Below are 14,726 nucleotides of genomic sequence, written 5' to 3'. Positions count from 1 at the left end.
CTTCTTATTTATCTAAAGCTTCGCCCGATTTTTTAGCGATACGTACTTTCTTGCCGTCAACCACAGTGAAACCAACGCGTGTTGGGTTTCCTGTCTTAGGGTCGATGAGCATAACGTTCGATACGTGAATCGGTGCTTCTTTCTCGACAATTCCGCCTTGCGGGTTGAGTTGAGAAGGTTTTGAGTGTTTTTTGATCATATTAACGCCTTCGACGATAATGCGATCTTTTTTAGGCATAGCAGTAAGGACAACACCTTGTTTGCCTTTATCTTTACCAGTCATAACCTGAACTTTATCACCTTTTTTGACATGCATCGTTAGAGCACCTCCTTGTAGGAATTCTTTGGAATTAAAGTACTTCCGGTGCCAACGAGACGATCTTCATGAAGTCTTTTTCACGAAGTTCGCGTGCGACTGGTCCGAAGATACGTGTGCCACGTGGGCTTTTATCATCTTTGATGATGACTGCTGCATTTTCGTCAAAACGGATGTACGAACCGTCTTTACGACGAACGCCACGTTTAGTACGAACGACTACTGCGCGTACAACTTCACCTTTTTTGACAACGCCACCTGGTGTTGCTTGTTTAACTGTGCAAACAATTACATCACCGATGTTAGCAGTTTTACGACCAGATCCACCGAGGACTTTGATCGTCAAGACTTCACGAGCTCCTGAGTTATCTGCTACTTTCAAGCGAGATTCTTGTTGAATCATACGATTGTACCTCCCTCCGGATGTTTATTCACCCGAACTAATTAGAGTTTAGATGATTACTGCTTTTTCGACGACTTCTACGAGACGGAAACGTTTGTCCTTAGAAAGTGGACGTGTTTCTTGAATTCGTACAACATCACCGATTTTAGCTGTGTTGCTTTCATCATGCGTTTTATACTTCTTCGAGTAGTTTACGCGTTTGCCGTAGAGCTTGTGCTTTACTTTTGTCTCAACTGAAACAACGATCGTTTTATCCATTTTGTCAGATACGACGCGTCCAGTTAATACTTTGCGGTTGTTAGTGCGTTCCATTGAGTGTTCCTCCTCTCAGAATCCGAGTGAATTATGCGTTGTTGATGCCGAGTTCGCGTTCACGAAGAACGGTTTTCGCGCGTGCAATCGACTTGCGCACTTCACGGATACGAGCAGGGTTCTCAAGCTGACCAGTCGCGAGTTGGAAACGAAGGTTGAACAACTCTTCTTTCCACGAACCGACTTTACCGTTGAGCTCTTCTGTAGTTTGCTGACGGAGATCAGTTGCTTTCATTCGTATCACCACCATTTTCTTCACGTTTTACGAACTTACATTTTACTGGAAGTTTGTGTGATGCAAGACGGAGAGCTTCGCGTGCGATCTCTTCCGATACTCCTGCGATTTCGAACATTACTTTACCCGGTTTGACGACTGCAACCCAGCCCTCCGGAGCACCTTTACCTGAACCCATTCGGACTTCAAGAGGTTTTTTAGTGTATGGTTTGTGTGGGAAGATCTTGATCCACACTTTACCACCACGTTTCATATAACGAGTCATCGCGATACGCGCTGATTCGATTTGACGGCTAGTGATCCAGCTAGCTTCTTGAGCTTGGATACCGAACTCGCCGAAGTGTACTGTAGTACCACGTTTCGCTTTACCACGCATGTTGCCGCGGTGAACACGACGATATTTTACACGTTTTGGTAACAACATGTTGTGTTGCCTCCTTCCCTAGACGGATGTGGATTATTGTTCGTTTGATGCTGCTTTTTTCGTAGGAAGCACTTCACCGTGGTGGAGCCATACTTTTACGCCAATTTTGCCGTAAGTTGTATCAGCTTCAGCAGTACCGTAATCGATGTCTGCACGGAGTGTATGAAGTGGAACTGTTCCTTCTGAATACTTCTCTGAACGAGCGATATCAGCGCCGCCAAGACGACCAGAAACTTCAGTCTTGATTCCTTTGATACCTGAACGCATAGAACGTTGGATTGATTGCTTCATTGCACGACGGAACGAAACACGACCTTCGAGTTGGCGTGCGATGTTCTCAGCGACAAGTTTAGCAACTGCATCCGGGTTTTTCACTTCAACGACGTTAACGTGAACGCGTTTGCCTTTTGCAAGGTTAGTGATGTCTGTACGAAGTGTTTCGATTTCAGAACCGCCTTTACCGATAACCATACCCGGCTTAGCAGTGTGAAGTGAAATGTTCAAGCGGTTTGCTGCGCGCTCGATTTCAATTTTAGAGACACTAGCGTCTTTAAGACGTTTTTCGATATATTCACGAACTACGTAGTCTTCATGAAGGAGATCAGCATAGTCTTTATCTGCGAACCAACGTGATTCCCAGTCTTTGATGATACCTACGCGAAGACCAGTTGGGTTAATCTTCTGACCCACGGTAATCCCTCCTTATTTTTCAGATACCACGATGTGAACGTGGCTCGTACGTTTGTTGATGCGGCTTGCGCGACCCATTGCACGTGGGCGGAAACGTTTGAGCGTTGGACCTTCGTTTACGTAAGCCTCTGTTACTACGAGGTTTTCGATGTTCATGTCGAAGTTGTGCTCAGCGTTCGCGATTGCCGATTTCAATACTTTCTCAACGATTGGCGTTGCTGCCTTGTTCGTGTAAGCAAGAATCGAAAGTGCTTCGCCGATTTGCTTCCCGCGGATTAAGTCTACTACTAGACGTGCCTTACGAGGAGCAATGCGAACCATATTAGCCGATGCTTTTGATTGCATAATGAGTACCTCCCCTCAGATTAACGTTTAGTCTTCTTATCGTTTCCAGCATGTCCTTTATAAGAACGTGTTGGCGCGAATTCACCAAGTTTGTGACCGACCATATCTTCTGTCACGTAAACCGGTACGTGTTTACGACCATCGTAGACAGCGATCGTGTGACCGATGAACTCTGGGAAGATTGTAGAGCGGCGTGACCAAGTTTTGATAACATGCTTGTCACCAGCTTCGTTGGCTTTATCAACCTTAGCGAGCAAATGGTGATCTGCAAATGGACCTTTTTTCAAGCTGCGACCCATAGTTGTACCTCCCTTTGGCATGATTCAGGAACGGTTCCTGCGAACCGTTCAGAAATCACGTAATTATTTTTTAGAACGACGGACGATATATTTATCGCTCGCTTTGTTTTTCTTACGAGTTTTGTAGCCGAGTGCCGGTTTACCCCAAGGAGTAAGTGGGCCTGAACGACCGATTGGAGCACGTCCTTCACCACCACCGTGTGGGTGATCAACTGGGTTCATTACAGAACCACGAACTGTAGGACGTTTTCCGAGCCAGCGTGAACGACCAGCTTTACCGATATTGACGAGCTCATGCTCTTCGTTACCGACAGCGCCGACTGTTGCACGGCAAGTAGCAAGGATCATACGTGTTTCGCCTGATTGAAGACGAACGATCGCGTATTTACCATCTTTACCGAGAAGCTGAGCAGAAGTACCAGCTGAACGAACGAGCTGACCACCTTTACCTGGCTTAAGTTCGATGTTGTGGATCAATGTACCAACTGGGATGTTTGAAAGTGGAAGAGCGTTACCGACTTTAATGTCAGCCTCAACTCCTGACATGACTTGCATGTCAACTTTCAATCCTTTAGGTGCGAGGATGTAGCGTTTTTCACCATCGATGTAGTGTACAAGAGCGATGTTTGCAGAGCGGTTCGGATCGTACTCGATTGTAGCGATACGGCCAGCGATGCCATCCTTGTTACGTTTGAAGTCGATGATACGGTATTTACGTTTGTGTCCGCCACCTTGGTGACGTACTGTCAAGCGACCTTGGTTGTTACGTCCGCCCTTTTTCGAAAGCTTTTCAGTTAACGATTTTTCAGGACGTGAAGCCGTAATCTCAGCAAAGTCAAGAGCAGTCATATTACGACGACCGTTAGTGGTCGGTTTAAACTTTTTAATTCCCATCGAGAGTTCCCTCCTTTTCTACAGAGTACCGATTAACCGAGGTAATCGAGTTCTTTGCTATCTGCAGTAAGCGTGACGACCGCTTTTTTGCGGCGTGCTGTGTAACCAGCGTGACGACCTACGCGTTTTGCTTTTGGTTTAGAGATAAGTGTGTTGATTTTTTCAACTTTAACGCCGAAGATCGCTTCAACTGCATCTTTGATTTGTGTCTTAGATGCCTTTACGTCTACTTCGAACGTGTACTTTTTCTCAGCCATTTGGTTCACTGAGCGTTCAGTAATTACAGGACGTTTGATAATGTCGTGTGCGTTTGCCATTATGCAAGCACCTCCTCTACTCTCGCAACTGCATCCTTCGTGAAGATGACTTTGTCGTGTGCGACAAGATCAAGGACGTTTACTCCAGCAGCGTCAACGACTGTGACACCCGGAATGTTGCGTGTTGAAAGAACGACTGTCTCGTTGTAATCAGCAGTAACGACGAGGACTTTACGTTCGATTGAAAGAGCAGCGAAGACCGAAATCATGTCTTTTGTTTTCGGAGCATCGATTGTCAATCCTTCAAGAACGATGAACTCGTTGTTAGCAACTTTCGAAGAAAGTGCTGAACGTAATGCGAGACGACGAACCTTTTTAGGAAGTTTATAAGCGTACGAACGTGGTGTTGGACCGAAGACTGTTCCACCGCCAACCCATTGTGGCGAACGGATCGAACCTTGGCGTGCACGACCAGTACCTTTTTGTTTCCATGGTTTACGGCCGCCACCGCGAACTTCCGAGCGACCTTTTGTATCATGTGTACCTTGGCGACGTGAAGCTTGTTGCATGACGATTGCATCGTATACGACTGCTTCGTTTGGCTCGATTCCGAAAACGGCATCTGCCAACTCGATGTCTCCAACTTGTGTACCTGTTTGGTTAAGCAAAGCTACTTTAGGCATTCGTTATTCCTCCTTTCCTTGCAAACAAATTAGTTGCCTTTTACCGCAGTTTTGACGACAACTTGGCTCTTACGTGCGCCTGGGATAGCACCCTTGACGAGGAGTAAGCCGCGTTCTACATCAACTTTTACGATTTCAAGGTTTTGAACAGTGACTTGCTCTCCACCCATGCGTCCTGGGAGCAATTTCCCTTTGAATACACGGTTTGGAGCGACAGGACCCATTGAACCTGGGCGACGGTGGTAACGCGAACCGTGAGCCATTGGACCACGTGATTGGTTGTGACGCTTGATTGCTCCAGCGAAACCTTTACCTTTCGACGTACCTGTTACATCAACCATTTCGCCTGCAGCGAAAGTATCTGCTTTAATCTCTTGACCGATTTCGAAATCTGTTACAGATGTACGGATTTCTTTAATGAAGCGCTTAGGTGTCGCACTAGCTTTCGCTGCGTGACCTTTTTGCGGTTTGTTTTGACGACCTTCTTTGATATCACCAAAGCCGAGTTGGACTGCTTCGTAACCGTCCACTTCCATTGTCTTCAATTGAAGAACAACGTTACCTTCTACTGAAACGACAGTAACCGGTACTACTTCGCCTGACTCGTTGAAGACTTGTGTCATACCGAGTTTAGTTCCTAAGATTCCTTTAGCCATGAGATACACCTCCTAATATTGAATGATTTTGATCTTCTGGCTAGTATCAACTATTTATAGAAGAAAAATTAAAGTTTGATTTCGATGTCAACGCCCGATGGAAGTTCAAGACGCATAAGCGCATCAACTGTTTTCGGTGTTGGGTTAACGATGTCGATCAAACGTTTGTGTGTACGCATTTCGAACTGCTCACGAGCATCTTTGTACTTGTGAACGGCACGAAGTACTGTGTAGATCGCTTTCTCCGTTGGGAGTGGGATCGGACCAGATACAGTAGCACCAGAACGTTTTGCTGTTTCGACAATCTTCTCAGCCGATTGATCAAGCACGCGGTGATCGTATGCTTTCAAACGGATCCGAATTTTTTCATTTGCCATGTTGTTTCCCTCCTTTTCGCCTATTTTGTAAATAGACATTCTCCGCGGAAATTTCCACACTAGCCATGGCAATGCCGCCTGGTGTGTCATAACCTCCCGCTTCATCGCGTTGTGTTTGTGACCAACATATTCTAGTTTACTTAATTCCAAGCAGGAAAGCAAGTAAAATAAAAATAGAATTTGTTTTCAAGTCTCTCACCACTCGCACAAACACTTTCCTCAGTATATAAGATGTCTGACCATGTTGCAAGACTGTTTTCAGCAAATCAAAAAAAAGGTCTTCCGTCACGGGAGACGGAAGACCTTTTGTCTTAAAAATTACTCAACGATTTCTGTAACTGATCCAGCGCCTACTGTACGGCCACCTTCACGGATTGAGAAACGAGTTTCTTTTTCAAGAGCGATTGGCGCGATGAGTTCAACAGTCAATTCGATGTTGTCCCCAGGCATTACCATTTCAGTTCCTTCTGGAAGTTGGCACATACCAGTTACGTCAGTTGTACGGAAGTAGAACTGTGGACGGTAGTTACCGAAGAATGGCGTGTGACGGCCACCCTCTTCTTTTGAAAGGATGTAAACTTGCGCTTTGAAAGTTTTGTGCGGTGTGATTGTGTTTGGTTTCGCGAGAACTTGTCCACGCTCGATGTCGTCACGTGATACACCACGGAGAAGTGCTCCGATGTTGTCGCCAGCTTCAGCATAGTCAAGAAGCTTACGGAACATCTCTACACCAGTACATACTGATTTTTTAGTTTCTTCGTGAAGACCAACGATTTCAACTTCGTCGTTGACTTTAAGAACTCCACGCTCAACGCGGCCAGTAGCAACTGTACCACGACCAGTGATTGAGAAAACATCCTCAACTGGCATCATGAAGTCTTTTTCAGTGTCACGAGTTGGCTCAGGGATGTACTCATCAACAGCTGTCATGAGTTCCATGATTTTTTCTTCCCATTTAGCTTCGCCGTTAAGCGCGCCGAGAGCAGATCCTTGGATAACTGGGAGGTCATCGCCTGGGAAGTCGTACTCAGAAAGAAGTTCGCGGATTTCCATTTCAACGAGTTCAAGGAGCTCTTCGTCGTCAACCATGTCGACTTTGTTCATGAATACTACGATGAAAGGAACACCTACTTGACGTGAAAGCAAGATGTGCTCACGTGTTTGTGGCATTGGACCGTCAGTTGCAGAAACAACGAGGATCGCGCCGTCCATTTGTGCAGCACCAGTGATCATGTTTTTAACATAGTCAGCGTGACCTGGGCAGTCAACGTGTGCATAGTGGCGTTTTTCTGTTTCGTACTCGATGTGAGCTGTTGCGATAGTGATACCGCGCTCGCGCTCTTCTGGAGCACCATCGATTTGGTCAAACTTAGTAGCAGTTTTCCCTTGTGATTTTGCAAGTACAGCTGAGATAGCTGCTGTTAAAGTTGTTTTACCGTGGTCGACGTGGCCAATTGTACCAACGTTAACGTGCGGTTTAGAACGGTCGAATTTTTCTTTACCCATTCTGAATTCCTCCTCTATGTGTCTAATAATATTTTATAACTAGGAAGGTGAATCGTCGAATAACGTACACCTTCCTTAGCTTACACTAATCATAAAAGCGTGACAACCTGTGAAGGATTAGCCGTTTGCTTTTTTGATGATTTCTTCAGCAACTGATTTCGGTACCTCTTCATAGTGATCGAAGTGCATCGAGTACGTTCCGCGACCTTGTGTGCGTGAACGAAGACCAGTAGCGTAACCGAACATCTCTGAAAGTGGAATCATCGAACGAACGACTTGAGCGTTCCCACGAGCTTCCATACCTTCAACGCGTCCACGGCGTGATGTAACATCACCCATGATGTCTCCCATGTATTCATCTGGGATAACGATTTCAACTTTCATCATTGGCTCAAGGATAACAGCGCCGCTCTTATCTTTAAGTTGTTTGACGGCCATTGAAGCCGCGATTTTAAATGCCATCTCGTTTGAGTCGACATCGTGGTACGATCCGAAAACGAGTGCCGCTTTAACGTCAACTACTGGATAACCAGCAAGGATACCGTTTTGAAGCGCTTCTTCGATTCCGTGCTCAACCGCTGGGATGTATTCACGTGGAACAACACCACCGACGATTTTGTTGTTGAACTCAAAGCCAGCACCTTCTTCGTTTGGCTCGAATTCTACGACGACGTGACCATACTGACCACGACCACCTGATTGACGAGCAAACTTAGAATCGATTTTCGCCGCTTGGCGGATCGTTTCACGGTAAGCTACTTGTGGAGCACCAACATTTGCTTCGACTTTGAATTCGCGACGCATACGGTCAACGATGATGTCGAGGTGAAGCTCACCCATACCTGAGATGATCGTTTGACCAGTCTCTGGGTTAGTTTCAGTGCGGAATGTTGGATCCTCTTCAGCAAGCTTAGCGAGTGCTTGACCCATTTTATCTTGGTCAGCTTTCGTTTTAGGCTCGATTGCGACCGAGATAACTGGTTCTGGGAATGTCATTGATTCGAGAACGACGTTGTCTTTCTCTGAACAAAGCGTATCACCAGTAGTAGTATCTTTAAGACCTACAGCTGCTGCGATGTCACCAGCGAAGACCATTGGGATCTCCTCACGGCTGTTCGCGTGCATTTGAAGGATACGTCCAAGACGCTCACGTTTACCTTTTGTTGAGTTCTTGACGTATGATCCTGCCGAAGCTGTACCAGAGTACACACGGAAGAACGTCAATTTACCAACATACGGGTCAGTCATAACTTTGAATGCAAGTGCAGAGAATGGCGCTTCGTCAGTTGACTCACGAATAATCTCTTCATCTGTATCCATGTTAATTCCTGTGATTGCTTTTACGTCGACTGGTGATGGGAGGTAGTCAAGGACTGCGTCAAGCATAAGCTGAACACCTTTGTTCTTGAATGCCGAACCAACGAGAACTGGGTAGAAATCAACTGTAAGCGTCGCTTTACGGATACCCGCTTTAAGCTCTTCAATTGTGATTTCCTCGCCCTCGAGGTATTTCATCATCATTTCTTCTTCGTAATCTGCAACTGCTTCGATTAATGACGCACGAAGTTCTTCAGCTTCTTCTGCGAATTCTGCAGGGAAACCTTCAGTTTCTTCGATGTCAGTACCGAGGTCGTTACCGTACATGTATGTTTTCTTTTCAACGAGGTCGATGATTCCTTTGAATTCATCTTCAGCGCCGATTGGGATTTGGATTGCGTGTGCGTTCGCTTGAAGGCGGTCGCGGAGCGTTCCAACCGAGTACAGGAAGTCTGCACCGATTTTATCCATTTTGTTAACGAAAACGATACGTGGTACGCCGTAAGTTGTAGCTTGGCGCCATACTGTCTCAGTTTGTGGCTCAACACCAGACTGAGCATCAAGTACTGCTACCGCACCATCAAGTACACGGAGTGAACGTTCAACTTCAACAGTGAAGTCTACGTGTCCAGGTGTATCGATGATGTTTACGCGGTTACCTTTCCATTGTGCAGTTGTTGCTGCCGATGTAATCGTGATTCCGCGCTCTTGCTCTTGCTCCATCCAGTCCATCTGTGAAGCACCTTCGTGCGTTTCACCAATCTTGTGGATACGACCCGTGTAATAGAGGATACGCTCAGTCGTTGTTGTTTTACCAGCATCGATGTGGGCCATGATCCCGATATTACGGGTGTTCTTAAGGGAGAATTCTCTTGCCATCTTTAAACATTCTCCTTTCGCATTTTAGTTTAGTGTCCGTGTGTTGCCACACGTCATGACTATACCCGAAAGCCACCTCATATTTCCATACAAAATGGCATAGATGAGGTGGTTAATTCCGGATTTACCAGCGGTAGTGAGCAAACGCTTTGTTCGCTTCCGCCATTTTGTGCATATCTTCGCGCTTCTTAACAGAAGCACCAGTGTTGTTTGCAGCGTCCATGATTTCGTTAGCAAGACGAGCATCCATTGTTTTCTCGTTACGGAGACGTGAGTAGTTCACGAGGTAACGAAGTGCGAGTGTCGTACGGCGCTCTGGGCGGACTTCGACAGGAACTTGATAGTTAGCTCCACCTACACGGCGTGCTTTTACTTCAAGAACTGGCATGATGTTGTTCATCGCCTCTTCAAAAACTTCCATTGCATCGCGACCTGAACGTTCAGCGATAGTTTCGAAAGCTTTGTATAAGATTTGTTGAGCAGTACCTTTTTTACCATCTAACATAAGACGGTTGATAAGGCGGGTAACGAGTTTAGAGTTGTAGATCGGATCAGCCATTACATCACGGCGTTCTACTTGACCTTTACGTGGCATTCCGAGTCCCTCCTTTCATATAGTGAGGTGATATCTTCTGATATCTAGATTATTTTTTTGCTGCTTTTGGACGTTTAGTACCATATTTCGAACGACCTTGCATACGGCCGTCAACTCCAGCTGTATCGAGTGCACCACGAACGATGTGGTAACGTACCCCTGGTAAGTCTTTTACGCGACCGCCGCGAATAAGAACAACACTGTGTTCTTGCAAGTTGTGGCCGATACCTGGGATGTAAGCTGTTACTTCCATTGTGTTCGTTAAACGTACACGTGCGTACTTACGAAGAGCCGAGTTCGGTTTCTTCGGAGTCATTGTACCTACACGAGTACAAACACCACGTTTTTGTGGTGAGCTGATGTCAGTACGAGCTTTAATAAAGCTGTTGTACCCTTTGTTCAGCGCTGGCGAATCTGATTTCACAACTTTTGATTGACGTCCTTTACGGACTAATTGGTTGATAGTAGGCATCTTTGAGATCCTCCCTTCCTGAATTCATGACAAGTTTCAAAACCACCGAGCCGGGTGGTTCATCGAAAGTCATAATGAAACGTTTTGCGTGGCTCAGGCATTCCATCGCCACACAAAACGTATTATCAAACTTTCTTAATGGCAACAGCAGTTGCAGCAACGTCGATTCCACAAGCCTTACCAAGCTCAAGCTTAGAAGGAACGCTCACGACTGGAACGTTTGCTTGTTTCGCCGCGTCGAGCAATGCTTGCTTTACGTGTTCATCTGCGTCATCTGCGATGATCACTTCCGACGCCTTGCCAGATCGCAATGCTTTGAGCGTTTGCTTTTGACCGACAAACTTCAAATCTGCGCCGACTACTTTTTTGTAAGACATGAAGATATCCTCCAAAATAACACAGCCGGTTGGCAACACTATATCATAGTAGCACCGCCATACCGGCGTGTCAAGGCGTTTTATTCTACAGGAGAATCTGCTTCTACAGGTGTTTCGCCTGCTATTTCGAGACCGATTTGACGGTAACGTGTCATTCCTGTACCAGCTGGAACAAGTTTACCGATAATAACGTTCTCTTTCAAGCCGCGAAGGTAGTCGCTCTTCCCTTTAATCGCCGCATCCGTAAGGACACGAGTAGTTTCCTGGAACGAAGCAGCTGATAGGAATGAATCCGTTTCAAGCGACGCTTTTGTGATACCGAGGAGAACTGGTTTAGCCGAAGCGAGTGCTTTACCGGCACGGAGCGCTTCTTTACATGCTTCTTTAAACGTGCTGATATCGACAAGCGAACCTGGTAAGAGTGATGTCTCACCTGATTCGATGACGCGGACGCGACGGATCATCTGACGTACCATGACCTCGACGTGCTTGTCACCGATCTCAACCCCTTGCATCCGGTATACTTTTTGAACTTCTTGGAGAAGATAGTTCTGTACGCCTGATACACCTTTAACGTTCAAGAGTTCTTTCGGGTCGATTGAACCTTCTGTGAACACTTGTCCGGCTTTGACTTCTTCACCGAGTTGAACACGCAGACGCGATCCGAAAGGAATCGTGTATGTCCGTGTCTCGCTCAGACCTTGAATCGTCAACTCACGCTTGTCACGCGACTCCGTAAAGTCGATGACTTGTCCGTCGATCTCCGAGATGACCGCTTGACCTTTCGGGTTACGGGCCTCGAACAACTCCTGGATACGCGGGAGACCTTGTGTGATATCGTCTCCGGCAACCCCACCTGTGTGGAAGGTACGCATTGTAAGCTGCGTTCCTGGCTCACCGATTGATTGTGCCGCGATGATTCCGACTGCTTCGCCGACTTCGACGTCGTTACCAGTCGCAAGGTTACGTCCGTAACATTTCTTACAGACACCATGACTTGTGTTACATGTGAAGGCTGTACGAATCTCAACGTTGTCGATGCCTGCGTCCGTGATTGCACGCGCGATATCTTCGTCGATGAGTTCGTTTGTTGAAACGAGAACGGCACCTGTTTCCGGGTGAACGACTTTTTCAAACGCTGTACGGCCAACAAGACGGTCGTAGAGGTTTTCAATTTCTTCCGTTCCTTCACGAAGTGCTGTGACGCGGATACCACGATCCGTTCCACAATCATCTTCACGAATGATAACATCTTGCGCTACGTCAACGAGACGACGAGTCAGGTAACCTGAATCGGCAGTCTTCAAGGCTGTATCGGCAAGACCTTTACGCGCACCGTGCGTCGAGATGAAGTATTCCTGAACCGTCAGACCCTCACGGAACGAAGATTTGATCGGGAGCTCGATGATCCGTCCACTTGGAGCGGCCATGAGTCCACGCATCCCTGCAAGCTGCGTAAAGTTTGACGCGTTACCACGGGCACCGGAGTCACTCATCATGAAGATCGGGTTGAGACGGTTAAGGGATTTCATCAGACGAGACTGAATTTCATCCTTCGCATCATTCCACGATTTAACGACACGCTCATAGCGCTCTTCTTCTGTGATGAGACCACGACGGTACGATTTCATAACGCGGTCAACATTATCTTGTGCCTCGACCAGGATTTCCTGTTTGTCCGGAAGTACGATGATATCGGCGATACCAACCGTAATACCCGCACGTGTCGAGTGTTTGAAACCAAGGTTTTTCATTCGGTCAAGCATGCGGCTCGTTTCAGTCGTTTCAAAACGCTTGAAGACTTCCGCGATGACATTTCCGAGGAATCCTTTTTTGAATGGTTCGATGATCGGACGGCTCTTGATTTCAGCAGCGACATCCGTTCCTTTTTCAAGGAAGTACTGATCAGGCGTTGCTTCCTGCAGATTGCTCATCGATGGTTCATTCAAGTATGGGAACGTCGTTGGGAGGATCTCGTTGAAGATCAACTTACCGACCGTCGTAACCAATAATTTCTCGTTTTGCGCTTCCGTGAATGTCGGGTTTTTGAGAACGCCGGCTGGAACTGCAACACGTGTATGGAAGTGGACATACCCATTTTGGTAGGCAATCAACGCTTCGTTCACGTTCGAGAATGTTTTCCCTTCGCCGATTGCGTTTTCACGCTCAAGCGTCAGGTAGTAGTTACCGAGGACCATATCCTGCGATGGTGTAACAACAGGTTTACCGTCTTTTGGGTTCAAGATGTTTTGAGCAGCGAGCATGAGAAGACGTGCTTCTGCTTGTGCTTCTGCCGAGAGTGGTACGTGAACCGCCATTTGGTCACCATCGAAGTCGGCGTTGTATGCCGTACATACGAGTGGGTGAAGGCGAATCGCGCGACCTTCGACGAGCGTTGGTTCGAACGCCTGGATACCGAGACGGTGAAGGGTCGGGGCACGGTTCAAGAGAACCGGATGCTCACGGATGACTTCTTCTAAAACGTCCCAAATTTCAGGTTGTACACGTTCGATTTTCCGTTTTGCACTCTTGATGTTTGGTGCGATGCCACGTGAGACAAGCTCTTTCATGACAAACGGTTTGAAGAGTTCAAGGGCCATTTCTTTCGGAAGACCACACTGGTACATCTTCAGGTTTGGACCAACGACGATAACCGAACGACCAGAGTAGTCGACACGTTTACCGAGCAAGTTTTGACGGAAACGTCCTTGTTTCCCTTTCAACATATGTGAAAGAGATTTTAATGGACGGTTACCCGGTCCAGTAACAGGACGACCGCGACGACCGTTATCGATCAAGGCATCGACCGCTTCTTGCAACATCCGTTTTTCATTCTGAACGATGATGTTCGGAGCGCCAAGGTCAAGAAGACGCTTGAGACGGTTGTTACGGTTGATGACACGACGGTACAAATCGTTTAAGTCAGATGTCGCGAAACGTCCACCATCAAGCTGGACCATCGGACGGAGTTCCGGTGGGATGACTGGTAATACTTCAAGAACCATCCACTCCGGGTTGTTGCCTGAGTTACGGAAGGCATCGAGGACTTCAAGACGTTTAATCGCACGAGTACGACGTTGTCCTTGAATCATTCGAAGATCTTCACGTAAGCCAGCTACTTCTTTTTCGAGTTCAACATCGCGAAGCAATTTACGAACGGCTTCTGCACCCATTTCAGCGGTAAACGAACTACCGAATTTCTCGCGGTATGCGCGATACTCTTTTTCTGAAAGGAGTTGTTTCTTCTCGAGTGTCGATTCGCCTGGATCCGTTACGACGTACGACGCGAAGTAAATGATCTCTTCGAGTGCACGTGGTGACATATCAAGGACGAGACCCATACGACTTGGGATTCCTTTGAAGTACCAAATGTGCGAAACCGGTGCAGCAAGTTCAATGTGACCCATGCGTTCACGGCGGACTTTCGACTTCGTGACTTCAACGCCACAGCGGTCACAAATGATTCCTTTATAACGGATTCGTTTGTATTTCCCGCAGTAACATTCCCAGTCTTTCGTTGGACCAAAAATCCGTTCACAGAACAAGCCGTCTTTCTCTGGCTTGAGCGTACGATAGTTGATCGTTTCCGGCTTTTTCACTTCCCCGAAAGACCACGAACGGATCTTTTCAGGGGAAGCGAGGCCGATTTTCATATATTCAAATCTATTAACATCTACCAAGGGGTGGAC

At 46.8% G+C, this 14,726-nt stretch carries 19 protein-coding genes; all 19 read right to left on the bottom strand.

Annotated features, from left to right (window positions below):
* Positions 1–4 precede the first annotated feature (4 nt).
* Positions 5–316, bottom strand: a complete 312-nt coding sequence (gene rplX, locus KNP87_RS15545) for a 50S ribosomal protein L24 (RefSeq protein WP_014969156.1) — start codon at positions 314–316, stop codon at positions 5–7.
* A 34-nt stretch (positions 317–350) separates the two neighbouring features.
* Positions 351–719, bottom strand: coding sequence for a 50S ribosomal protein L14 (rplN, locus tag KNP87_RS15540; protein ID WP_012369019.1), 369 nt, complete (start codon positions 717–719; stop codon positions 351–353).
* 48 nt (positions 720–767) lie between these two features.
* Entirely contained in the window at positions 768–1,031 is a 264-nt protein-coding gene (gene rpsQ, locus KNP87_RS15535; RefSeq protein ID WP_014969155.1) for a 30S ribosomal protein S17, read from the bottom strand.
* Positions 1,032–1,062: 31 nt separating this feature from the next.
* The gene (rpmC, locus tag KNP87_RS15530; RefSeq protein WP_012369017.1) at positions 1,063–1,266 is read right to left on the bottom strand and encodes a 50S ribosomal protein L29; all 204 of its coding nucleotides are present in this window, start codon (positions 1,264–1,266) and stop codon (positions 1,063–1,065) included.
* Complete coding sequence (gene rplP, locus KNP87_RS15525; RefSeq protein ID WP_012369016.1) at positions 1,253–1,690, bottom strand: 50S ribosomal protein L16; 438 nt, start codon at positions 1,688–1,690, stop codon at positions 1,253–1,255. The genes rpmC and rplP overlap by 14 nt, the downstream gene beginning before the upstream one ends.
* A gap of 33 nt (positions 1,691–1,723) precedes the next feature.
* Positions 1,724–2,380: a 30S ribosomal protein S3 gene (rpsC, locus tag KNP87_RS15520; protein ID WP_026834299.1), complete on the bottom strand. Its 657-nt coding sequence runs from the start codon at positions 2,378–2,380 to the stop codon at positions 1,724–1,726.
* 12 nt (positions 2,381–2,392) lie between these two features.
* Positions 2,393–2,725 carry a 50S ribosomal protein L22 gene (gene rplV / locus KNP87_RS15515; protein ID WP_012369014.1) on the bottom strand — a complete coding sequence of 111 codons (333 nt, stop codon included), beginning with the start codon at positions 2,723–2,725 and terminating at the stop codon, positions 2,393–2,395.
* Positions 2,726–2,745: 20 nt separating this feature from the next.
* Entirely contained in the window at positions 2,746–3,024 is a 279-nt protein-coding gene (gene rpsS / locus KNP87_RS15510) for a 30S ribosomal protein S19 (protein WP_012369013.1), read from the bottom strand.
* Between the two features lie 63 nt (positions 3,025–3,087).
* The gene (gene rplB, locus KNP87_RS15505) at positions 3,088–3,918 is read right to left on the bottom strand and encodes a 50S ribosomal protein L2 (RefSeq protein ID WP_012369012.1); all 831 of its coding nucleotides are present in this window, start codon (positions 3,916–3,918) and stop codon (positions 3,088–3,090) included.
* A 32-nt stretch (positions 3,919–3,950) separates the two neighbouring features.
* Entirely contained in the window at positions 3,951–4,235 is a 285-nt protein-coding gene (gene rplW / locus KNP87_RS15500; RefSeq protein WP_012369011.1) for a 50S ribosomal protein L23, read from the bottom strand.
* A complete protein-coding gene (gene rplD / locus KNP87_RS15495) occupies positions 4,235–4,858 on the bottom strand; it encodes a 50S ribosomal protein L4 (RefSeq protein ID WP_012369010.1) in 624 nt (207 codons plus the stop codon). The genes rplW and rplD overlap by 1 nt, the downstream gene beginning before the upstream one ends.
* A 29-nt stretch (positions 4,859–4,887) precedes the next feature.
* A complete protein-coding gene (rplC, locus tag KNP87_RS15490; protein WP_026834300.1) occupies positions 4,888–5,514 on the bottom strand; it encodes a 50S ribosomal protein L3 in 627 nt (208 codons plus the stop codon).
* 68 nt (positions 5,515–5,582) lie between these two features.
* Positions 5,583–5,891 (bottom strand): 30S ribosomal protein S10, encoded by a 309-nt coding sequence (rpsJ, locus tag KNP87_RS15485; RefSeq protein WP_012369008.1) that lies wholly within the window; start codon positions 5,889–5,891, stop codon positions 5,583–5,585.
* 318 nt (positions 5,892–6,209) lie between these two features.
* On the bottom strand, positions 6,210–7,397 hold the full coding sequence (gene tuf / locus KNP87_RS15480) for an elongation factor Tu (RefSeq protein ID WP_026826916.1): 1,188 nt from the start codon (positions 7,395–7,397) through the stop codon (positions 6,210–6,212).
* 117 nt (positions 7,398–7,514) lie between these two features.
* A complete protein-coding gene (gene fusA / locus KNP87_RS15475) occupies positions 7,515–9,593 on the bottom strand; it encodes an elongation factor G (protein ID WP_214722233.1) in 2,079 nt (692 codons plus the stop codon).
* Positions 9,594–9,717: 124 nt separating this feature from the next.
* Positions 9,718–10,188 (bottom strand): 30S ribosomal protein S7, encoded by a 471-nt coding sequence (gene rpsG / locus KNP87_RS15470; protein WP_026834303.1) that lies wholly within the window; start codon positions 10,186–10,188, stop codon positions 9,718–9,720.
* Positions 10,189–10,237: 49 nt separating this feature from the next.
* Entirely contained in the window at positions 10,238–10,660 is a 423-nt protein-coding gene (gene rpsL / locus KNP87_RS15465) for a 30S ribosomal protein S12 (RefSeq protein WP_012369004.1), read from the bottom strand.
* Between the two features lie 125 nt (positions 10,661–10,785).
* Complete coding sequence (locus KNP87_RS15460; RefSeq protein WP_026834304.1) at positions 10,786–11,037, bottom strand: ribosomal L7Ae/L30e/S12e/Gadd45 family protein; 252 nt, start codon at positions 11,035–11,037, stop codon at positions 10,786–10,788.
* Positions 11,038–11,117: 80 nt separating this feature from the next.
* Positions 11,118–14,717 (bottom strand): DNA-directed RNA polymerase subunit beta', encoded by a 3,600-nt coding sequence (rpoC, locus tag KNP87_RS15455; RefSeq protein ID WP_285801258.1) that lies wholly within the window; start codon positions 14,715–14,717, stop codon positions 11,118–11,120.
* Between the last annotated feature and the right edge of the window lie 9 nt (positions 14,718–14,726).

Source organism: Exiguobacterium sp. s192 (assembly GCF_018618795.1).
Classification (GTDB): Bacteria; Bacillota; Bacilli; order Exiguobacteriales; family Exiguobacteriaceae; genus Exiguobacterium_A; species Exiguobacterium_A undae.
This window is presented reverse-complemented; position numbering and strand designations above follow the sequence as displayed.

Coding starts and splice junctions, on each gene's coding strand:
- rplX (WP_014969156.1), bottom strand. CDS start 316: ATGCATGTCAAAAAAGGTGATAAAGTTCAGGTTATGACTGGTAAAGAT.
- rplN (WP_012369019.1), bottom strand. CDS start 719: ATGATTCAACAAGAATCTCGCTTGAAAGTAGCAGATAACTCAGGAGCT.
- rpsQ (WP_014969155.1), bottom strand. CDS start 1,031: ATGGAACGCACTAACAACCGCAAAGTATTAACTGGACGCGTCGTATCT.
- rpmC (WP_012369017.1), bottom strand. CDS start 1,266: ATGAAAGCAACTGATCTCCGTCAGCAAACTACAGAAGAGCTCAACGGT.
- rplP (WP_012369016.1), bottom strand. CDS start 1,690: ATGTTGTTACCAAAACGTGTAAAATATCGTCGTGTTCACCGCGGCAAC.
- rplV (WP_012369014.1), bottom strand. CDS start 2,725: ATGCAATCAAAAGCATCGGCTAATATGGTTCGCATTGCTCCTCGTAAG.
- rpsS (WP_012369013.1), bottom strand. CDS start 3,024: ATGGGTCGCAGCTTGAAAAAAGGTCCATTTGCAGATCACCATTTGCTC.
- rplB (WP_012369012.1), bottom strand. CDS start 3,918: ATGGGAATTAAAAAGTTTAAACCGACCACTAACGGTCGTCGTAATATG.
- rplW (WP_012369011.1), bottom strand. CDS start 4,235: ATGGCAAACGCACACGACATTATCAAACGTCCTGTAATTACTGAACGC.
- rplD (WP_012369010.1), bottom strand. CDS start 4,858: ATGCCTAAAGTAGCTTTGCTTAACCAAACAGGTACACAAGTTGGAGAC.
- rplC (WP_026834300.1), bottom strand. CDS start 5,514: ATGGCTAAAGGAATCTTAGGAACTAAACTCGGTATGACACAAGTCTTC.
- rpsJ (WP_012369008.1), bottom strand. CDS start 5,891: ATGGCAAATGAAAAAATTCGGATCCGTTTGAAAGCATACGATCACCGC.
- tuf (WP_026826916.1), bottom strand. CDS start 7,397: ATGGGTAAAGAAAAATTCGACCGTTCTAAACCGCACGTTAACGTTGGT.
- fusA (WP_214722233.1), bottom strand. CDS start 9,593: ATGGCAAGAGAATTCTCCCTTAAGAACACCCGTAATATCGGGATCATG.
- rpsG (WP_026834303.1), bottom strand. CDS start 10,188: ATGCCACGTAAAGGTCAAGTAGAACGCCGTGATGTAATGGCTGATCCG.
- rpsL (WP_012369004.1), bottom strand. CDS start 10,660: ATGCCTACTATCAACCAATTAGTCCGTAAAGGACGTCAATCAAAAGTT.
- KNP87_RS15460 (WP_026834304.1), bottom strand. CDS start 11,037: ATGTCTTACAAAAAAGTAGTCGGCGCAGATTTGAAGTTTGTCGGTCAA.